Annotated in this window: 21 protein-coding genes; 11 read left to right on the plus strand and 10 right to left on the minus strand. The window is 60.3% G+C overall.

All coding sequences use genetic code 11. The annotated features are described in order from the left end of the window. Positions 1-62 precede the first annotated feature (62 nt). Entirely contained in the window at positions 63-1,211 is a 1,149-nt protein-coding gene (locus tag ACMYUN_RS24490; protein WP_415762019.1) for an aldose epimerase family protein, read from the minus strand. A gap of 276 nt (positions 1,212-1,487) precedes the next feature. Here ACMYUN_RS24490 and ACMYUN_RS24495 point away from each other — a divergent pair, with 276 nt between their 5' ends. The 3 genes from ACMYUN_RS24495 to ACMYUN_RS24505 all read left to right on the plus strand — a co-directional run bounded on the left by ACMYUN_RS24495 (position 1,488) and on the right by ACMYUN_RS24505 (position 3,916). Further along, on the plus strand, positions 1,488-2,237 hold the full coding sequence (locus tag ACMYUN_RS24495) for a hypothetical protein (RefSeq protein WP_016775367.1): 750 nt from the start codon (positions 1,488-1,490) through the stop codon (positions 2,235-2,237). Positions 2,238-2,374: 137 nt separating this feature from the next. After that, positions 2,375-3,160 carry a sulfite exporter TauE/SafE family protein gene (locus ACMYUN_RS24500; protein ID WP_039763409.1) on the plus strand — a complete coding sequence of 262 codons (786 nt, stop codon included), beginning with the start codon at positions 2,375-2,377 and terminating at the stop codon, positions 3,158-3,160. 186 nt (positions 3,161-3,346) lie between these two features. Further along, positions 3,347-3,916, plus strand: a complete 570-nt coding sequence (locus tag ACMYUN_RS24505; protein ID WP_415762020.1) for a DUF4174 domain-containing protein — start codon at positions 3,347-3,349, stop codon at positions 3,914-3,916. A 277-nt stretch (positions 3,917-4,193) separates the two neighbouring features. Here the strand turns inward: ACMYUN_RS24505 and ampC are convergent, their stop codons facing one another. After that, a complete protein-coding gene (gene ampC / locus ACMYUN_RS24510) occupies positions 4,194-5,360 on the minus strand; it encodes a class C beta-lactamase (protein ID WP_415762021.1) in 1,167 nt (388 codons plus the stop codon). 159 nt (positions 5,361-5,519) lie between these two features. Here ampC and ACMYUN_RS24515 point away from each other — a divergent pair, with 159 nt between their 5' ends. Next, on the plus strand, positions 5,520-6,392 hold the full coding sequence (locus ACMYUN_RS24515) for a LysR family transcriptional regulator (RefSeq protein WP_039763399.1): 873 nt from the start codon (positions 5,520-5,522) through the stop codon (positions 6,390-6,392). A 151-nt stretch (positions 6,393-6,543) separates the two neighbouring features. Here ACMYUN_RS24515 and gudD read toward each other — a convergent pair whose 3' ends face one another. Beyond that, the gene (gene gudD / locus ACMYUN_RS24520) at positions 6,544-7,887 is read right to left on the minus strand and encodes a glucarate dehydratase (RefSeq protein WP_310406501.1); all 1,344 of its coding nucleotides are present in this window, start codon (positions 7,885-7,887) and stop codon (positions 6,544-6,546) included. 25 nt (positions 7,888-7,912) lie between these two features. After that, positions 7,913-9,259 carry an MFS transporter gene (locus ACMYUN_RS24525; RefSeq protein ID WP_039763397.1) on the minus strand — a complete coding sequence of 449 codons (1,347 nt, stop codon included), beginning with the start codon at positions 9,257-9,259 and terminating at the stop codon, positions 7,913-7,915. A gap of 356 nt (positions 9,260-9,615) precedes the next feature. Here ACMYUN_RS24525 and ACMYUN_RS24530 point away from each other — a divergent pair, with 356 nt between their 5' ends. Both ACMYUN_RS24530 and ACMYUN_RS24535 read left to right on the plus strand, forming a co-directional pair. Further along, positions 9,616-10,329 (plus strand): FadR/GntR family transcriptional regulator, encoded by a 714-nt coding sequence (locus ACMYUN_RS24530; protein ID WP_310406497.1) that lies wholly within the window; start codon positions 9,616-9,618, stop codon positions 10,327-10,329. Positions 10,330-10,420: 91 nt separating this feature from the next. Continuing rightward, on the plus strand, positions 10,421-10,651 hold the full coding sequence (locus tag ACMYUN_RS24535; RefSeq protein WP_129999607.1) for a hypothetical protein: 231 nt from the start codon (positions 10,421-10,423) through the stop codon (positions 10,649-10,651). Positions 10,652-10,749: 98 nt separating this feature from the next. On the opposite strand, the gene ACMYUN_RS24540 is transcribed toward ACMYUN_RS24535, so the two are convergent. Continuing rightward, positions 10,750-11,652, minus strand: coding sequence for a DMT family transporter (locus tag ACMYUN_RS24540; protein WP_415762023.1), 903 nt, complete (start codon positions 11,650-11,652; stop codon positions 10,750-10,752). Positions 11,653-11,753: 101 nt separating this feature from the next. Here ACMYUN_RS24540 and ACMYUN_RS24545 point away from each other — a divergent pair, with 101 nt between their 5' ends. Then, complete coding sequence (locus ACMYUN_RS24545; protein ID WP_039763394.1) at positions 11,754-12,635, plus strand: LysR family transcriptional regulator; 882 nt, start codon at positions 11,754-11,756, stop codon at positions 12,633-12,635. A gap of 185 nt (positions 12,636-12,820) precedes the next feature. On the opposite strand, the gene yegQ is transcribed toward ACMYUN_RS24545, so the two are convergent. Then, positions 12,821-14,149: a tRNA 5-hydroxyuridine modification protein YegQ gene (yegQ, locus tag ACMYUN_RS24550; protein ID WP_415762024.1), complete on the minus strand. Its 1,329-nt coding sequence runs from the start codon at positions 14,147-14,149 to the stop codon at positions 12,821-12,823. A 156-nt stretch (positions 14,150-14,305) separates the two neighbouring features. Between yegQ and ACMYUN_RS24555 the strand changes: the two genes are divergently transcribed. After that, on the plus strand, positions 14,306-15,367 hold the full coding sequence (locus ACMYUN_RS24555) for an AI-2E family transporter (protein ID WP_039763392.1): 1,062 nt from the start codon (positions 14,306-14,308) through the stop codon (positions 15,365-15,367). Here ACMYUN_RS24555 and ACMYUN_RS24560 read toward each other — a convergent pair. From ACMYUN_RS24560 to ACMYUN_RS24570, 3 genes are all read right to left on the minus strand, one after another. After that, entirely contained in the window at positions 15,364-15,546 is a 183-nt protein-coding gene (locus tag ACMYUN_RS24560) for a hypothetical protein (protein WP_016770690.1), read from the minus strand. The genes ACMYUN_RS24555 and ACMYUN_RS24560 overlap by 4 nt on opposite strands. A gap of 104 nt (positions 15,547-15,650) precedes the next feature. Beyond that, positions 15,651-15,845 carry a hypothetical protein gene (locus ACMYUN_RS24565; RefSeq protein ID WP_016770691.1) on the minus strand — a complete coding sequence of 65 codons (195 nt, stop codon included), beginning with the start codon at positions 15,843-15,845 and terminating at the stop codon, positions 15,651-15,653. 230 nt (positions 15,846-16,075) lie between these two features. Beyond that, entirely contained in the window at positions 16,076-16,456 is a 381-nt protein-coding gene (locus ACMYUN_RS24570) for a hypothetical protein (protein WP_024013471.1), read from the minus strand. A gap of 243 nt (positions 16,457-16,699) precedes the next feature. On the opposite strand from ACMYUN_RS24570, the gene ACMYUN_RS24575 reads away from it, so the two are divergent. Then, positions 16,700-17,518 carry a shikimate 5-dehydrogenase gene (locus ACMYUN_RS24575; RefSeq protein WP_039763390.1) on the plus strand — a complete coding sequence of 273 codons (819 nt, stop codon included), beginning with the start codon at positions 16,700-16,702 and terminating at the stop codon, positions 17,516-17,518. Positions 17,519-17,705: 187 nt separating this feature from the next. After that, positions 17,706-18,224 (plus strand): cupin domain-containing protein, encoded by a 519-nt coding sequence (locus ACMYUN_RS24580; RefSeq protein WP_415762025.1) that lies wholly within the window; start codon positions 17,706-17,708, stop codon positions 18,222-18,224. A gap of 133 nt (positions 18,225-18,357) precedes the next feature. Here the strand turns inward: ACMYUN_RS24580 and ACMYUN_RS24585 are convergent, their stop codons facing one another. Beyond that, complete coding sequence (locus tag ACMYUN_RS24585) at positions 18,358-19,002, minus strand: YceH family protein (RefSeq protein ID WP_039763387.1); 645 nt, start codon at positions 19,000-19,002, stop codon at positions 18,358-18,360. Positions 19,003-19,127: 125 nt separating this feature from the next. Here ACMYUN_RS24585 and ACMYUN_RS24590 point away from each other — a divergent pair, with 125 nt between their 5' ends. Then, a complete protein-coding gene (locus ACMYUN_RS24590) occupies positions 19,128-19,637 on the plus strand; it encodes a DUF1993 family protein (RefSeq protein ID WP_016775348.1) in 510 nt (169 codons plus the stop codon). Positions 19,638-19,759 lie beyond the last annotated feature (122 nt).

The raw sequence follows: 19,759 nt of genomic DNA on the forward strand, positions 1-19,759 counted from the left end.
ACGCGGAGCGTCCCGGGCTGCATTCCCACGCAGAGCGTGGGAACTATCATGCGGCGTGGGCCTTACTTGGCGGAGAACTTGAGGACCACGCTGTGAGCATAAGTCTGCCCCGGATCAAGCCGCGTGCTCGGGAAGTCCGGCTGGTTCGGCGAATCCGGATAGTGCTGGGTCTCGAGGGTGAACGCGCCCCAGTGCGGATAGACCTTGCCGCCCTTGCCCTTGACCGTGCCGTCGAGGAAGTTGCTGGTGTAGAACTGCACGCCCGGCTCGGTGGTGAACAATTGCAGGACACGCCCGGATTGCGGGTCGCTGACTTCGGTGGCGAGCTTGCTGACATCGCCCTTGGTGTCCAGCGCCCAGTTGAAATCGAAGCCGCCCTGTTTCGGCTCGGCGAATTTCAGCTGCGGATGATCAGCCTTGATGTGCGTGCCGATCGCCGTCGGTTTGCTGAAGTCCATCGGCGTGCCGGCCACAGGCGCCAGCTCTCCGGTCGGGATCAGTTTCGCGGTGACCGGCGTGTAATGGCTGGAGTTGATCATGGCGACTTGCTTGAGAATGTCGCCATTGCCGGCGCCGGCCAGGTTGAAGTAGCTGTGGTTGGTCAGGTTGAGCACGGTCGGCTTGTCGGTGCTGGCCTTGTAGTCGATGCGCAGTTCGTTGTTGTCGGTCAGGCGATAGGTGACTTCGGTGGTCAGATTGCCCGGGAAGCCCATCTCGCCGTCGGCCGACAGGTAGGTCAGGGTTACGCCCACCGAATCCTTGTCCTTGGTTTCCTTGGCCTTCCAGACTTTCTTGTCGAAACCTTCGGGGCCGCCGTGCAAGGCGTTGGATTTGTCGTTCTGCGGCACTTGATAGCGCTTGCCATCAAGTTCGAAAGCGCCTTCGGCCAAACGGTTGCCGAAGCGGCCGATGGTCGCGCCGAAGTACGCGGTGCCTTTCTGGTAGCCCTGCACATCATCGAAACCCAGCACCACGTCGTCGAACTTGCCGTGCTTGTCGGCAACTTTCAGCGCTTGCAGGGTCGCGCCGTAGGTGATGACAGTGGCTTGCATGCCGTGGCTGTTGCGCAGGATGTACTGTTCAACGGGCGTGCCGTCATTGGTCTTGCCGAAGGCTTTATGTTCGGCGGTCAGGCCCGCCGCGTTGGCGGAAAGGGTAGCGATCATCAGGGACAGTCCGAGGCCGGAGAGCAGGTGACGGGATTGAAGCATGGTTGACCTTCCTTTTTGTTGTTGTTTTCGTATTGACCGTAGGAGCTGCCGAAGGCTGCGCCTACCTGTCACTAGTCATGCTATTTGAGTAGAGAGAGAAGATTTATAGCGGATTTACCGGTGTTGGCAAGTATAAAGTCCGACTAATTGCCGGACCGAAAATCACCGAAGGTCGGTAAACACCCCAGGCACTGCACTTTTTCGCAATCGGTGGCTCTATGCATGGCCAGGATGCGGTGACTCCCGCCGCACAGGAATGTGCCTGTCCGAGACTTCATGCCGAGTGTTTTTGCCCTGATCACCGCCGCTCACCGCCGCCCGTGCCTGCTGCTGGCCTGCCTGTTGTCGCTGTTGCTCAGCGGCTGCAGCCACCAGAACGGCAATGGATTTTTCAATCAGATACGTGAAGGGCAGCCGCAGGAATTTCTGCAGACCAGCGTCGACCGCATGGCCACCCTGGCGATGCGCGACAACCTCGACAGCCTTTACCGGCTGATGGGCAAGCTCTATTTGCGCAACCCGGAAGAGCTGCGCAAATCCGGCTTCCTCACCGTCAACGCCGCCGTGAAACAGGTGCGTCTCGCCGTCGAGCAGCAGCAACCGTTGCCCGTGCTGGGCGGGCGCAAGGACCTGGCGGCGCTGAGCTATGCGATGAGCCCGGAGTTCCTCGGCGACCGCGTCGGCGCGTTCATCTACGCGATCGGTAGCATGCTGGTTACCGCCCACGGCAATCGCACCGAGTTCTACATGACCGACGCGATCAACCCGACGTTCGTGCACAACGCCGCGCGCAACATCGAAAAAGCCATGTGGATTTTGTCGCAACGGCAGAACAAGGAAGGTCAGCCATTGCTGTTCTCCAACGAAATCTCGGAGGAGGGCAGCAACCTCAGCTTCGCCACCGAATTCAGCAAAATCGTCGCGCGCCTGGATCTGCTCACGCAGATGCTCGATGAGCGCTATCGCAGGATCGGCCTGAATTACGCGCAGAGTCTGCTGTTCCTGAATTTCTTGCCGGTGCAGTGAGCTGTAGCGCAAAGCTCCCACAGGGATCTACGGTGAGTTCGATATGGCATAACGATAGACCGCATCGATATATGTGGTTATAAGAAAAATCGCTATGCTGCGGGCCAGATTTTTCCTGTCGTTTTTTGGACGCTTGAATGGAATTGGCAAATTTCGGCCTGGTGATTGCCGGGCTGGTAGTAGGGTTCATCGTCGGCATGACCGGTGTCGGCGGCGGTTCGTTGATGACGCCGATCCTGCTGTGGTTCGGCATCAACCCGGCGACGGCAGTGGGGACTGACCTGCTGTATGCCGCCATCACTAAATCCAGCGGCGTCCTCGTTCACAGAAAAAACAAGAACATCGACTGGGCGATTACCGGTTGGCTGACCCTCGGCAGTGTGCCGGCGGTGGCCATGACCCTGTGGTTCCTCAGCACCCTGCACACCGCGCCGGACGCGATGAACGCCATCATCAAACAGGCGCTCGGCTTCGTCCTGTTCGCCACCGCCCTGGCAATCTTCTTCAAGAAACGCTTGCTCGAATTCGCCCACAAACGCGCGGGTGGCAACTACAACCCGAGCGGTTCGCGCCTGAATATCATGACGGTGATCACCGGTCTGATCCTCGGCACCATGGTCGCGCTGACCTCGATCGGCGCCGGCGCACTCGGCACCGTCGCCTTGTTCATCCTCTACCCGCTACTGCCAACCCGCCGCCTGGTCGGCACCGAAATCGCCCACGCCGTACCACTGACCCTCGTCGCCGGCCTCGGCCACGCCAGCATGGGCAACATGGATTGGGGCGTGCTGGGTTTCCTGCTGATGGGCTCGCTGCCCGGCATCTGGCTCGGCAGCCACCTGACCGGTCGCATCTCCGACGAAGTCCTGCGCCCGTGCCTGGCGACGATGCTGGTGTTGATTGGTTACAAGTTGGCGTTCTGAGTCGGCCTGGAGAAAACACTTCCAATGCAGCGGCTGTAGGGATGTGCCGATGATCGCTCGCGCCATGTTGCGCAAAGTTCTCCCTGACCTAAGCTTCTGACAGGGCAATGCCTTTTTGCCAGACGCCGCCGGAACAATCGCCACGATGCGCAATCAGTAGTGCGTGGATATCAAAAGGAGATGCGCATGCTCATCAGGTCCCTGACCCTGACCCTCTTGCTGGCAATCGCCGGCCCCCTGTTCGCCGCCGACAGCGATTCACCCCTGGCCGGGGACGTGGGCCGCGCCCGCCCGCTGATCGTGATTGCGCAAAGCACCGTCGACCCGGTGTGGCTGAGCCTGAAAAAGGCACTGGAAGACCCGGCCAACAAAAAGGGCGTCACCGACCGCAACATCAAGGTCTACACCATTCTCAGCATGTCCGGCCAGCTCGACGGCAAGGACATGGGCCAGCAGGACACCATGGCCCTGCTGCGCTCGCTGAAGCTCGGCGCGGGGGCTTATCCGAAAGTGTTCCTGGTGGGCAAGGACGGCGAAACCAAGCTCTCCGCCTCGGGTGATGAAGCCAAGGCATTGAGCCTGGCGAAAATCTTCGAAACCATCGACGCCATGCCCATGGCCGAAAAAGAAGCCGCCGCTGCGGCCGCCGCACAAACGCCTGCCACCACCGAACCGGAACCGGCGAAAGGCGCGAAGGGCAGCAAGCCGAGCAAACCGGCGAAACCGAGCAAGCCGCCGCAGATGCCGGATGATTGATTGCGCGTTGACTGACTGAAGCAGAATCCCTGTGGGAGATGGCAAACCAGCTCCCACATTTTTTTGTGAGATGCAGAGACCAAATGTGGGAGCGAGCCTGCTCGCGAAAGCGGTTTTTCAGGCGCTGAAAGGTGACTGATCGAGCGCATTCGCGAGCAGGCTCGCTCCCACAAGTCGTCCGCTAATCGAAAGTCGTGGCAGCCTGCGGCAGCTCCATCATCAACCGAGTGAAAACCCGATCCTGTAGAAGCTGCCGCAGGCTGCGATCTTTCGCTTTTTAATCCGCCAACGCCGCAAAAACCGCGTGCGCAATCTTCACCCGTTCGACGTTCGGGTAGTTTTTGTTGGCAAGAATCACGATGCCCATGTCCCGCGACGGCACAAACGCTACATACGCGCCAAAGCCTCGTGTAGAACCGGTTTTGTTGAACAGCACATTGGCCGGTTCAGTTTGCGGTGGAGTCAGCCACTCGACTTTGTGCGGCTCCATGGCCATTGGGGTCGAGTTGCCGTTCTGCAGTTTTTCCAGACTGATCGGGTAGGTGTAGCGCTCCCAGCCCAGGCCTTGGGTCATGTCGCCGACGCGGTAATAACCGATGTGGGTGTTGGCGATGGCTTGGTGCAGATCCGGCGCGAGGCTGGCCGGTTTCAGCTGTGCCTGAACGTAGCGCAGCAGGTCGGCGGCGCTGGTTTTGATGCCGTAGGCTTCGGCGTCGAGGGCGCCGGGGCTGACGCGTACCGGTTGGTCGGCGCTGTCGTAGCCTTGGGCGTAAAGCTTCGACTGCGCTGCCGGCACGCTGAGGAAGGTGTGCTGCAAGCCGAGTTTCGGCAGCAGGGTTTGCGTCATGGCCTGCTCGAAGGGCTGGCCGAGGCTTTTCGCCGTCAGGTAGCCGAACAGGCCCAGGCTCGGGTTGGAATACAGGCGATGGCTGCCGGCGGGAAACTGCGGTTTCCATTGTTGGTAATAGCCGAGCATCTTGTCGGAAGAATCCGCCTCAGCGGGGAATTGCAACGGCAGACCCCCAGCACTGTAGGTGCCCAGTTGCAGCACGCTGATATTGTCGAAGGCGCTGCCCTTGAGCTCAGGCCAGAGATGGCTGGCCTTGCTCGACAGGTCGAGTTTGCCTGTGGCCTGGGCGTAACCGGCGAGGGTGGCGGTGAAGGTTTTACTCACCGAGCCGACTTCGAACAGGGTGTTTTCGCTGACCTTTTTTCCGGTGTCTTTCGCGGCGACTCCGTAGTTAAAGTAATGCGCCTGGCCGTTCAGAGTGATCGCCACGGTCAGCCCCGGAATGTTGTTTTGTTGCATCACCGGGGTCACGGCTTGGCTGACCATTGCCTGCAATTGCGCATCCGTCGGCGTTGCGGCATGACAGGCAACGCTGCCGAAGAACAGTGCGAAAGCACTATAGAAAAAGGCCTTGCTCGGTTTTAAGAAACGCATGAGTGAATCACTCTCCATGAGTGTCGATTGTTGTATCCCGCTACACTGCGGGTGATTTTTCATCGGACGGCCGATCAGCGCGGCCAATTTAGGCACTTCGTCGCCCCTCGACAAACGATGAAAACTCGCACGAGCCATTAGAAAAATTTGAGGCAACGCATGATTCGACCGCAACTGCCGCTCAACGCTCTGCGCGCGTTTGAAGCCTCGGCGCGCCACCTGAGCTTCACCCGTGCTGCCGTCGAGCTTTGTGTGACGCAAGCGGCGGTGAGCCATCAGGTCAAAAGCCTGGAAGCGCAACTCAACCTGACCCTGTTCAAACGCCTGCCCCGTGGGCTGATGCTGACCAGTGAAGGCGAAACCTTGCTGCCGGTACTCAGCACCTCATTCGATCATATTGCGCAGATGCTCGAGCGTCTGGCCGGTGGGCAGTATCGCGACATGTTGACGGTCGGCGCGGTGGGCACGTTTGCCGTGGGTTGGCTGTTGCCGAGGCTGGCGGACTTTCGCGGGAAATATCCGCTGATCGATTTACGCCTCTCGACGAATAACAACCGGGTGGATGTGGCGGCGGAAGGACTGGATTACGCCATTCGTTTCGGTGCTGGCGCCTGGCATGGCATTGAGGCGACACGCTTGCTCGATGCGCCATTGTCGGTGTTGTGCGTGCCGGAGATTGCCCGGCAACTGCACTCGCCGGCGGACCTGTTGCAGCAGACCTTGCTGCGTTCCTATCGCACCGATGAATGGCCGGAGTGGTTTCACGCAGCGGGACTGGCGACGCAGGCCGCGCCACCGCAAAGCATCGTGTTCGATTCGTCGCTGGCAATGATGGAAGCGGCATTGCAGGGCGGCGGCGTGGCGTTGGCGCCGCCGCTGATGTTCGCCCGGCAACTGGCAGCAGATGCGATTTGCCAGCCGTTTGCGATTGAGATCACCACCGGCAGTTACTGGCTGACGCGGTTGCAATCGCGAGCGGAAACGGTGGCGATGAAAGCGTTCAAGGCGTGGTTGCTGCAAGTTTCTGCCTGATTCACCTCATTCCCTGTGGGAGCTGGCTTGCCAGCGATGGGGTCGCAATGGCCAACATTGATGCTGGCTGACCCACCGCTATCGCTGGCAAGCCAGCTCCCACAGGTTTATCAGTTGAATTACAGGGCCGGGCTTTAATCCTCGATTTTTCTCACCGCACCAGACACGGCCGCTTGTTATCGAATTTCCACCCCGGAATCAGGAACTGCATCGCGACGCTGTCATCCCGCGCGCCGAGGCCCATGCCTTTGTACAGTTCGTGGGCCTTGGCCACTTGATCCATGTCCAGCTCCACGCCCAGCCCGGGTTTTTTCGGCACCTGCACGAGACCATCGACAATCTGCAGCGGTGCCTTGGTCAGGCGCTGGCCGTCCTGCCAGATCCAGTGGGTGTCGATGGCGGTGATCTCGCCCGGTGCGGCGGCGGCGACGTGGGTGAACATGGCCAGGGAAATATCGAAGTGGTTGTTGGAATGCGAGCCCCAGGTCAGGCCCCACTCATGGCACATCTGCGCGACGCGTACCGAACCCTGCATGGTCCAGAAGTGCGGGTCGGCCAGCGGGATGTCCACTGACTGCAACTGAATCGCGTGGCCCATTTCACGCCAGTCGGTGGCGATCATGTTGGTCGCGGTTTTCAGCCCGGTGGCGCGGCGGAATTCAGCCATGACTTCGCGCCCGGAATAACCGTTTTCGGCACCGCACGGGTCTTCGGCGTAGGCGAGCACGTGATGCTGATCGCGGCACAAACGGATCGCCTCTTTCAGTGACCAGGCGCCGTTCGGATCGAGGGTAATCCGCGCGTCTGGGAAGCGCTCGGCCAGTGCCGTCACCGCTTCGATTTCGGCATCGCCACTGAGCACGCCGCCCTTGAGTTTGAAATCCTTGAAACCGTACTTGGCGTGCGCGGCCTCGGCCAGGCGCACCACTGCTTCGGCGGTCATGGCTCTCTCGTGGCGGACACGGAACCAGTCGTTGTCGGCATCCGGTTCGCTGCGATAGGCCAGATCGGTTTCGTGTTGATCGCCAACGTAAAACAGATAACCGAGCATCTTCACTTCGTCGCGTTGCTGGCCTTCACCGAGCAGCGCCGCCACCGGCACGTCCAGATGTTGGCCGAGCAGGTCGAGGAGGGCGGCTTCCAGGCCGGTGACCGCGTGAATGGTGATGCGCAGGTCGAACGTCTGCAGACCACGGCCGCCGGCATCGCGGTCGGCGAAGGTCTGGCGCACCTGGTTGAGAATCTTCTGGTAGGTGCCGATGGGGCTGCCGACCACCAGATTGCGCGCGTCTTCCAGGGTCTGGCGAATGCGCTCGCCACCGGGCACTTCGCCGACGCCGGTGTGGCCGGCGTTGTCCTTGAGGATGACGATGTTGCGGGTGAAAAACGGCCCGTGGGCGCCGCTCAGGTTAAGCAGCATGCCGTCGTGACCGGCCACCGGAATGACCTGCATGTCGGTGATGATCGGAGCTTTGGCGGTATCGTGAACAGTCATTATTGTTTTCCTTGTCGAGACGAAGTCAGGCGTGTTTCGGTGCGGCGTCGGCCACAGCTTTTTCAGCAGCGGGTTTCGGCGTGGTGCGCGCGGCGAAGACGATGATTGCGGCGATGATCGAGGTCGCGGCCAGACCATAGAGGCCGCCCTGGATCGAGCCGGTGTGTTGCTCCAGCAGGCCGAAGGTGGTCGGCGCGACGAAGCCGCCGAGGTTGCCCACCGAGTTGATCAGCGCGATCACTGCCGCCGCGATACGAGCGTCCAGATAAGCCTGGGGAATCGGCCAGAACAGCGACGAGGCGGATTTGAAACCCAGTGCCGCAAAGCAGATCGCGACGAAGGCAAAGATCGGCCCGCCCGTGGTGGACATGAACATGCCGGCTGCGGCGATCAGCAGCGCCGTGGCGACCCACGCTTGCTGATGCTTCCACTTCGCCGACAGCGAGGCGAAGGCGTACATGCCGACGATCGACAGCAACCATGGAATCGAATTGAACAGGCCGACCTGCACGTCGCTGAGTTCGCCCATCTTCTTGATGATGCTCGGCAGCCAGAAGGTCGCCGCGTAAATGGTCAGCTGAATGAAGAAGTAGATCAGGCAGAACAGAATGATCTGCCGGTCCTTGAGCAGTTTGCCCAGCGACGGCCGGATCGGCGTCGCGGCTTCGCGGGCCTTTTGCTCGTCGTCGATGGCGCTGACCAGCGCATCCTGTTCGGCGCGGCTCAGCCATTTTGCGTCGTGGGGTTTTGCATCCAGCCAGAACCAGACAAAGACGCACAGGCACACCGAGAACATCCCCTCGATGAAGTACATCCACTGCCAGCCGTGCATGCCCAGGCCATTGATCTGCAGTAGCAGGCCGGACAGCGGACCGGAGATCAGCGAGGCCACGGCCGAGCCGCTGAGAAAGATCGCGATCGCCTTGCCACGCTCGACGCCTGGCAGCCAACGGGTGAAGTAATAGATCACCCCGGGAAAGAATCCGGCCTCGGCGACACCGAGCAGGAAACGCAAAATGTAGAAGTGGGTTTCGTTCTGGATGAACGCCATGCAGGCGGCGACTATGCCCCAGGTGAACATGATGCGGGTCAGCCAGATGCGTGCGCCGACTTTTTGCAGAAGCATGTTCGAAGGCACTTCGAACAGCGCGTAACCGATAAAGAACAGCCCGGCGCCGAAGCCATAGGCGGCAGCACCAATGCCCAGATCGGTTTCCATGTGCGTGCGGACGAAACCGATGTTCACCCGGTCAATGTAATTGACGATGAACATGATCACGAAAAGCGGCAGGACATGGCGTTTGACTTTGGAGATGGCTGAGGCGAGCGTCGGATCGACGCTTTCCTGCATCCCCGAGATGGAGGTTTTCACTGATGTTTCTCCCACTGATTATTTTTATGCGGGTAGGTCTGGGTGCTGCGTTGTTGATAGACATCATACAACCTAGCTTTTTTGTCCTACAAGTGGGCGGAGGTGATTAAATTCTTATGAGCGTTCGGATTTTTATACGAAACCTGGATTCTACGCCGTATTTATTGGGCGATCGGCAAGCATGATGGGGCGCCCCTTTGGACTTATGGCTGGGGATGCGCGTAGGCAGGCCGCATAACAGACCTGAGTCAATTGAGTGTTGTCATACAAGTTGTTGGGCTCTTAACCGCTAAAATCAATCTCAACCGTCATCCCGCAGTGCTACGATCGGCAAGCCCCGATCTCCGGAACCTACCATGCAAGAAGACCTCGACGCCCCCGCGCGCAAACGCACACACAACCTCGCTCATGACCTGGTGGAAAAACTCACCCAGAGCATCCTGCTCGGACAACTGTCGCCCGGTGACAAACTGCCGTCGGAGAATTCCATCGTTCAGGAACACGGGGTCAGCCGCACGGTGGTGCGCGAGGCGATTTCCAAGTTGCAGGCCTCGGGGCTGGTCGAGACGCGCCACGGCATCGGTACCTTCGTGATCGAGCGCGCAGCGGAGCAGGGCCTGCGCCTGAATGTCGACACGGCGCTTGGTGTGCGCAGCATCCTCGAATTGCGCATGGGTCTGGAGACGCAAGCGGCGGCGTTGGCCGCGCAGCGACGCAGTGAGCAGCAGTTGCAGCAAATGCGTCAGGCGCTGGATGACTATCAACGGCTGCTGGCCAACAACGACAGTTGCGTGGAGGCCGATCGGCGTTTTCATCTATTGATCGCCGAGGCCACCGGCAACGCTTGTTTCAGCGAGATCATGCAGCACTTGGGCAACGCGATGATCCCGCGCAATCGGCTGAATGCCGCCGAACGCGGCGCGGCGGATCTGAGCAAGCTCGGACACTTGGCGAATCTGGAACACGAGGCGATTCTGAATGCGATCAAGCGTCAGGACGCCGATGCCGCCCGCGCCGCCATGTGGCTGCACCTGACCAACAGTCGCGATCGCTTTATCGCCCAGGGCTGATGCCGCTGGTCTGATCTACCGCACGCCCTCGACACCCGCGCTTCCAAGTAATACGTCCTGGATAATCCGGGCCTGTATTGTGAGGTGCAGCATGGCTGATGACGCACTTGTTCCCGGTGGCATGGCGCCCACCGACCAGACCCGCCCCGTATCCGGCACCGACGAGCCGACGCTGAGCGATCACGATGCGCCGCCGGGGATGGACCCGGGGCGCGATCCACTGAGCGATGCCGACCGTCCGGACGACTGGAAGGATCCGCCGGATGACGACGATGTACCGCCGGCGGATGAGCCGACACCGTTGTCGGATGATATGCGCTGAGGTCTGGATTTTTCGCGAGCAGGCTCCCACAGGGAATTTGCGTCATCCACTGTGGGAGCGAGCCTGCTCGCGAAGACGGCATCGGATTCACAGCAGATTCACGCCTTGGTCTCAACTGCCCGAACGACCCCAGGCCCACGCTCCAGATTCAACGCCAACACACTGATCAACACCACCACCGCCCCCATCAGTACCATCAACGTCGGCCGTTCCCCCAATCCCCACGACGCGATTCCCATGGCCGTCGGCGGTATCAGATACAAAGTCATCGTCGCCCGACTCAAATCCACATGCTTGAGCACGAAGCCCCAGGCCAGATACGCCAGAGCGCTGGGAAACACCCCCAACATCAGCACCGCCCACTGCGCACGCGCCGGCGCCTGCATCTCGGCGTCAGCCAGCCCCGGCAGATAAATCAGCAACAGCAACGTCCCCGACCATACCGCGTAGCAGCCCAGGCTGAAACCGTCATACCGCCGCGCATGATGCTTTTGCAGGGCGAAATAGATGCTCCAGGAAAGCGCCGCCAACAAAATCAGCAAGCCATGGGCATTGATAGCGCCCATGCCCTTGTCGCCGCTGACTACGATCACCACACCGACAAATCCCAATAACACGCAACCCCAGCGCCAGATGCTGACGCAGTCCTTGAAGACGAATCGCGCCAGCAGCGTGCTGAACAACGGGCTCGATTGCGCCAGCACGCTGGAAGCCCCGGCACTGATGTTTTGCTGGCCGATGTTCAGGGCGACGTGATGCAGGCTGACGGCAAAGAAGCCCAAGGCAAACAGCAACGGCACATCGCGCCACTGCGGCAAGCGAATGCCCTTGACGATGGCGATCAGCGCCATCAACAGCGAGGCCAGCAGAAAACGCAGCAAGGCCAGATGTCCGGGCTCATACCCTTGCAAGCCGATGTGAATGCCAGTAGGCGAATAGCCCCAGCAGCCGATGACAAACGCCATGGCCAGGATAATTTTGCAGTTAGAAGTTGAAGTCATGATCGAGGCACCAAGGCAGTGGATGCGCCGAGTATCCGGGCGCCCGATCATTCGTCACAACTGACTTATACTGCGCTGACTGTTCACTCAGAGTGATGATTATGGAGCTGGCGCAAATCCGCATGTTCAAGACTGTGGCCGAGGTCGGCAGCATTGCCCGGGCCGCCGAAAAGTTGTTCTGCGTGCCGTCGAACATCACTGCGCGGATCAAAGCGCTGGAGGCCGAGTTGGGCGTGGCGCTGTTCTTGCGCGAGGGGCGCGGACTGCGCATCAGCCCGGCGGGGCAGACCTTTCTGGTTTATGCGGAAAAGATTCTGGCGCTGACCGTCGAAGCCAAACGCGCGCTCGACCCTGCCGCCGAGCCGTCCGGACCGCTGCGTATTGGCGCGATCGAGTCCTCGGCGACCGGGCGCTTGCCGCGCCTGCTGGCGAAATTCCACAAGCGCTACCCGCAAGTCGCACTGGAACTGACCACCGGAACCTGGAGCCAGTTGCTCGACGACACTGTCAACCATCGTCTCGATGGCGCGATCGTGGCGGTGGATGTCGAACGTGCGCAGCTCAAACGTACGCCGATGTATCGCGAGGAGTTATTGCTGATCGCTTCGACGTCATTCGGACCGGTGCGTGACATCGCGGATCTGCAAGACAAAACCGTATTCATGTGGCCGCAGGGGTGCCCTTACCGCGCGGCACTTGAGCATTGGTTGCTGCGTCAGGGGCAGGCGCTGCCGATTGTCAGTCTGGCCAGTTACGGAGCGATTGTCGGCTGCGTCAGCGCCGGTGCCGGGGTGGCGCTGGTGCCCAAGGGCGTGTTCGAGCAGTACGCCAAAGGTGCGGGCTGCGTGGGTCATGAATTTGCCGAACTGACGGCGATCGAGAATTTGTTTTACTGGCATGAGAATGCAGGCGTGCATCCCGCGCGGGAGGCGTTTGTGGGGATGTTGCGGGAGGAGTTTGCCGACGCAAGGTTGCGACAGTGATCGTTGTCGGATGATAGGTGCTGAGGTCTGGTGTTTTTTGCTGAGTTCGCCGGCCTCTTCGCGAGCAGGCTCGCTCCCACAGGGAGTTTTTGTCATTCACTGTGGGAGCGAGCCTGCTCGCGAAGACGGCATCGGCTTCACCAGCAAATCACGGCCATGCTGCGATTGCCAGACAGGATCGCCAGTCAACCAACTCGCAAATCCCGCATCAACAACCCAAAGCGCAAGTCCACCGCGTCCGGTATCGGCACGTACACCGTATGCCCGTCCCCCGGCGCCACTTTGATCGTTTGGCCGCTGACACTCTGCAACTCATGCAGATCAAAATGGAAATTGCCCTTGGGCGTCATCAGTTCCAGATGATCGCCTACGGCAAAACGATTCTTCACTTTCACCTCGGCCAGGCGATCCCGGCGCTCGCCGGTCAGCTCGCCAACGAACTGCTGACGCTCCGACACGGAACTGCCGTGCTGGTAGTTCTGATATTCGTCATGCACATGGCGGCGCAGAAATCCTTCGGTGTAGCCGCGCTGGGCCAGCGACTCCAGATCCAGCATCAGGCTGCGATCAAACGCGCGCCCGGCCACCGCATCATCAATCGCCCGGCGATACACCTGCGTGGTGCGTGCGCAGTAGAAGTGCGATTTGGTCCGGCCCTCGATCTTCAGCGAATGCACGCCCATGCGCGTCAGCCGCTCGACATGCTGCACGGCGCGCAGGTCCTTGGCGTTCATGATGTAGGTGCCGTGTTCGTCTTCGAAGGCTGGCATCAATGCCTCGGGCCGGTTGGTTTCCTGCAACAGAAAGACCTGGTCGGTCGGTGCGCCGAGGCCTAGCGTGGGCTCGGGTTGAAAGGTCTGGACGATCTCGCCGAGCTGGTTTTGCGTGGCTTCCTGCGCCGTGTATTTCCAGCGGCAGGCGTTGGTGCAGGTGCCCTGATTGGCATCGCGTTTGTTCATGTAACCGGACAGCAGGCAGCGCCCGGAATAGGCCATGCACAGCGCGCCATGCACGAATACTTCCAGCTCCATGCCTGGCACCTGCTCGCGGATTTCACCGATTTCTTCCAGGGACAGTTCGCGCGACAGAATGATCCGGCTCAGCCCCTGTTGCTGCCAGAACTCGACGCTCGCCCAATTCACCGTATTGGCCTGCACCGACAGGTGAATCGGCATCTGCGGATAATGCCGGCGCACCAGCATGATCAGGCCCGGATCGGACATGATCAGCGCATCCGGGGCCATCTCGATCACCGGCGCCAGGTCCTTGAGGAACGTCTTCAGTTTGGCGTTGTGCGGGGCGATGTTGACCACCACGTAGAAGCGCTTGCCCTGCGCCTGCGCCTCTCGAATGCCCAGCGCCAGGTTGGCGTGGTCGAATTCGTTGTTGCGCACCCGCAGGCTGTAGCGCGGCTGGCCGGCGTAGACCGCATCGGCGCCGTAGGCGAAGGCGTAACGCATGTTTTTCAGGGTGCCGGCGGGGGCGAGAAGCTCGGGGGCAATGAGAGTCTGCATTTGGCTGTCGGTCGCAAAAGCCGCGCAGGGTAGGGCAGCTGTTGCGAGGGTTTATTGATCTGGATCTATGCTCCATGAATAAACATGGCACTCGCGCGCGCGGCGGCTGACTAAGTGGGGCGGGCGTGCGTGACGCCTGACTGACATGGACCGGATATGAACGAAAAGAGTCTGCAATTCAAATCCCTGACAGTGCTGCTGGTGCTGGTCACGGTGGCCTTTATCTGGATTCTGCTGCCGTTTTACGGTGCGGTGTTCTGGGCTGTGATCCTCGGCATTCTGTTTGCGCCGGTGCAGCGCAAGGTGCAGCTGAAATTCGGCTGGCCACGCAACGTGACCTCGCTGTGCACCTTGAGCCTGTGCCTGGTGATCGCGATTCTGCCAGTGATCATCGTCAGCATCCTGCTGGTGCAGGAAGGCGCGACGGTTTACAAGAACATCGAAAGCGGTGAGTTGGACATCGCCGCCTATCTGGCGCAGTTCAAGCACAGCCTGCCGCCGTACTTTCAGCACTTGCTCGACCGCTTCGGCATGGGCGAACTCGACAGCCTGCGCGAGAAAATCGTCAAAACGGCGATGCAGGGCAGCCAGGTGCTGGCGACTCAGGCGTTCAGTTTCGGCCAGGGCACGTTTGAATTCGTGGTGAGCTTTTTCATCATGCTGTATCTGCTGTTTTTCTTTCTGCGAGACGGCCCCGAGCTGGCGCGCAAGATGCGCACCGCCGTGCCACTGGAGGAAAATCACAAGCGTCGCCTGCAATTGAAGTTCAACCGCGTGGTGCGCGCGACGGTCAAGGGCAACGTGGTAGTGGCCGTGACCCAGGGTGCGCTGGGCGGGCTGATCTTCTGGTTTCTCGACATTCCCAGCGCCCTGCTGTGGGCGGTGCTGATGGCGTTTCTGTCGCTGTTGCCAGCAGTGGGCGCTGGGATTGTCTGGGCGCCGGTGGCGGTGTACTTCCTGCTCAGCGGGATGATCTGGCAGGGTGTGGTGTTGGGCTTGTTCGGCGTATTCGTGATCGGCCTGGTCGATAACGTGCTGCGCCCGATTCTGGTGGGCAAGGACACGAAAATGCCCGATTACCTGATTCTGGTGTCGACCCTGGGCGGCCTCGCGGTCTTCGGCCTCAACGGCTTTGTGATCGGGCCGCTGATTGCCGCATTGTTCCTGTCGAGCTGGGCGCTGTTCGTCGAGACCAAGCCCAAGGTGCAGCTGCCTTAGGCATGAAACGTGTTGCTGGCGACTTGTTGCGACAAGGCCTGTGCTGCTGGCAAGGAGGTGAGCGGGCCGCTGATCGGCTCGCCATCGCGCACCAGATACCAGCAAGCGAGCAAACCGGATGCACGCAGCGAAGCGGGAACTGCGCTGCCGATCACCGACATGATTTGAACCTGTGCCATGGGAAAACCCTCCATCAAACTGATGGGGCTACCTTAGGGATTTGCCGGCACGACGGACAATCAACGCTTTCGATAGTGGTCATTGATGCCAGTGAGGTCTGGCGTCATTCCACCACTTGATCGAGCATGTGCATGACTTCGCGTTCATTGAGCAGGCCCTTGTGCACAAGGTTTTCGGCGAGCAGGGACAGCAGCTTGGCGCAGCGATGGCCTTCCAGGTGCTTGAGCTCGGTGAGCGCGCTGTAGACCTTGCTCGAGGTGCACAGACCAACGATGCGGTGCGGGTTTTGGGTGGGCATACAGTCGTCCTTGTTGTTATCGATCTGTTGTTTACGGACGGATTCAGATTGCGGTTCCGTCATGACAAAGTGGTGACCGTTTGATGAAAAAAAGCGCAACGGTCGATTCCATCGTGCCGACTTTAGCTGCTCACACTGTCCTCACAGCGACCTCGGCGCGATTTTTTCAGACCTTCGCCGACCAGCGGTCATAGAAAAGCCCCGCTCGAAAGCAGGGCTCTGTGTTGCGCTTACCAGCGTGGACCACCGTAGTAACCGTGTGGGCCGCCGTAATAGCCGTGGGGCCGACCGTAATAACCGCGAGGCGGGCCGTAATAGACCGGGGCCGGCTGTACGTAAACCGGTTGCTGCACATACACCGGCGCCGGTTGGTAATAGACCGGTGGTGGCGGTTGCTGCACGTAGACCGGTTGCGGCTGAACATAAACCGGCTGCTGCTGCACGTACACCGGCCGATCCTGGTTGATCAGTGCCGAGCCGATGATGGCCGAGCCGACGATCGCGCCAAACACTGCAGGGCCCTGCCAGCCATGGCCACCACCCGCTTCAGCCTGGCCGGTGACGGCAAGTGCGCCAATCAACAAAGCCATGATGGGAAGTTTACGAATCATGATAAGTCCTCGGTTCTTCGACCCGGCGGCTGGGCCTGAACCAGGCCCACAGTTGTCGCGGGGATACAGCTAAGACAGCAAATTTGCGAAATTCAGCACAGCCGCTGGGTAAATTTTGTGTAAGGTCTGTAGCGGCTTCTTTACCCGGCTGCGCGGCGCCACAAACAAGCCTGAATGATGATCCAGAACCCGGTGGGCTGGCCAATCCCGTCCATCCGAAAGTGCGTTTGAAGGAGAAGTTTCATGCAGATGAACCCGAACAAAGACACCCAACTGTGCATGTCCCTGTCGGGGCGGCCGGGGAATTTCGGTCTGCGTTTTCACAACCATTTGTATGAACAGCTGGGCCTGAATTTCTATTACAAGGCATTCAGCAGCCAGGACCTGACCGGCGCGGTCGGCGGCATCCGGGCACTGGGCATTCGCGGCTGCGGCGTGTCGATGCCGTTCAAGGAGGCCTGCATTGCGCTGGTCGATGAGCTGGATGCGTCGGCGGCGGCGATCCAGTCGATCAACACCATCGTCAACACTGGCGGCCACCTCAAGGCCTACAACACCGATTACATCGCCGTCGCGCAATTGCTGGAAAGCCACGCGGTGCCGAAAGATTCGACCTTCGCCCTGCGTGGCAGCGGCGGCATGGCCAAAGCGGTGGCCAGCGCCCTGCGCGATGGTGGGTACAAGAACGGTTTGATTGTCGCCCGTAACGAACGCGCCGGCCGCGCCCTGGCGGATTCGCTGGGTTATCGCTGGCAGGCCGAGCTGGGTGACGAGCGCCCGCAGATGCTGATCAATGTCACCCCGGTAGGCATGGACGGCGGGCCGGAGGCGGGGCAACTGGCGTTCGAGCCTGAAGTGATCAAAGCGGCTGAGACTGTATTCGACGTGGTGGCGATTCCGTCGGAAACACCGCTGATCGTGCGTGCGCGGGCCGAGGGCAAGCGAGTGATCACCGGGCTTGAGGTGATCGCGATTCAGGCGCTCGAGCAGTTTGTGCTGTACACCGGGGTGCGGCCGAATGAGGCGCAGTTTGCGGCGGCGGTGGCGTTTGCGCGTAGCTGATCGGGTTTGAAGTGGCGTGGCGGGCCTCTTCGCGAGCAGGCTCGCTCCCACAGGTTGAGCTGGAATGCGATTGAATGTGGGAGCGAGCCTGCTCGCGAAGGCCGCGCTGCGGTTCTCGATCACTATCTATAATCCTCGCCGGCACGCACAGACCAGCCCACCACAAAAACCTTAAACGAGGCCGCCCATGCATCCGCCCATCCTCAACCTCAACGAGGTCGAACTCGAAGCCCTACCCGAAGCCCTCGCGCCGCAAGGCGATACCGCCGGGCGTTATCAGCAGCGTATCGCGCGGATCGGTCAGCAACTGGGTGCGCAGAAACTCGGTTATCGCCTCTATGCGCTGCCGCCGGGCATGCGCGGCAGTCCATTCCACAGCCATCGGGTCAACGAGGAAATGTTCTACGTGGTGGCCGGGGAGGGCGAGGTGCGGTTGGGAGACGAGCGCTTTCCGATCCGCGCCGGTGATGTGATCGCCTGCCCACCCGGCGGACCGGAGAAGGCACATCAGATCATCAATACCAGCGCGGATGAGCTGCGTTATCTGGCGGTGAGCACTCAGCAGCAGCCGGAGATCTGCGAGTATCCGGATTCGAACAAGTATGCGGTGATGGATCATTTCACGGTGGATGCCGAGGGCAATGCCTCGGGTTTTGTCGCTGTCGCGCGGCAGGTGGATGGCGTGGATTATTGGGATGGGGAATAGAGCGGGCAGCTGAATATGGCGCAGACCCTGTGGGAGCGAGCCTGCTCGCGAAGGCGGTGGGTCAGTCGCCATGTTCGTTGACTGATTCGACGCTTTCGCGAGCAGGCTCGCTCCCACATTGGCTCTGTGGTAATTATTCGAGGCGGGCCAGGCGTTCTTCCAGTGCTGCGATCCGTGCTTCCAGCTCTTCGATACGCTCCAGTGAAACGCCACCGCTCGATCGCTCCCCAGGATTTTGCCGCGCCGTCAGGATCGCTTCGATATCCGCCGGATCGCCGAGGGCATGGGTATAACGGTCCTCACGCTGCCCGGCCTGACGCGGAATCAATACCGCCAGACCGCGGGCGATCAGGCGTTCAAGCTGATGCACGACCTGCTCGGCGTCTTCGAACTCGTGCATGCGCCCGCTGCGGGTCAGCAGTTCGTTGACGGTCTGCGGACCGCGCAGAAACATCAAACCCGTCAGAATCACCTGTGCCGGCACCAGTTCCAGCGCCTTGTCGACCTTGTGCTCCCAGCGGTCGGCACGGCTGCCCATGACCAGTCGGGTAAAGCCACGACCCTCCAGCGCGCGCAGGCTCTGGCCGACCTGGCCTTGATTGAGGTTCATCACAGGTTCGCGGCTGGTTTTCTGATTGCAGGCCAGCACCAGCGCGTTGAGGGTCAGCGGATAGGTTTCCGGGCTGGTGGCCTGTTTTTCGATCAGCGCACCGAGAATGCGGATTTCCGTGGCATTGAGCCGTGGCTGTTCGGAGGTGGATTCTTGTTCGTTGCTCATCGCGCGTTCCCTCTGCAGTCGAAGCCGCCTAGCCTAATCCTTGCCAAACAAAAGGCAAGCCGTGTGCTCATCAAGCATGGCTATAATCGCCACCACGTATTACCCAGCCATCACATGAGACTGCCATGACCATTTCACTGTACGCCGCATCCGTCCCGGTTTTTCAACAAATGCTCAACGCCCTGAGCGATGTGCTGAAAAAGGCTGAAGCCCACGCCAGCGCGAAAAACATCGACCAGAGCGTCTTCCTGCAAGCGCGCCTGTACCCGGACATGTTCCCGCTGGTGCGTCAGGTGCAGATCGCCGTGGACTTCGCCAAAGGCGTGTCGGCACGTCTGGCCGAAGTCGAACTGCCGAAGTACGACGACACTGAAACCACCTTCGCCGAACTGCAAGCGCTGATCGCCAAGGTTCTGGCCTTCATTGGCGAGATCAAGCCAGAGCAGATCGATGGCAAGGAAGGCATCGAAATCGTCACCCGTCCGGGCACGCCGAAAGAGAAGCGCTTCAGTGGTCAGGCGTATCTGCTGACTTACGGCTTGCCGCAGTTCTTCTTCCACGTCACCACCACCTACGCGCTGCTGCGTCATAACGGCGTTGAAGTGGGCAAGCGCGATTACATGGGCGCGTTCTAAACACCCCGATACGAAAAAGCCCGCCAAGGTTCGCGCCTTGGCGGGCTTTTGTTTTTCTGTGGGAGCGAGCCTGCTCGCGAATGCGGCGTATCAGGCGCTATTTATGCTGAAGGTCTCGCCCC

The sequence above is a fragment of the Pseudomonas sp. CP4 genome, assembly GCF_047758505.1.
Classification (GTDB): Bacteria; Pseudomonadota; Gammaproteobacteria; order Pseudomonadales; family Pseudomonadaceae; genus Aquipseudomonas; species Aquipseudomonas fluorescens_AO.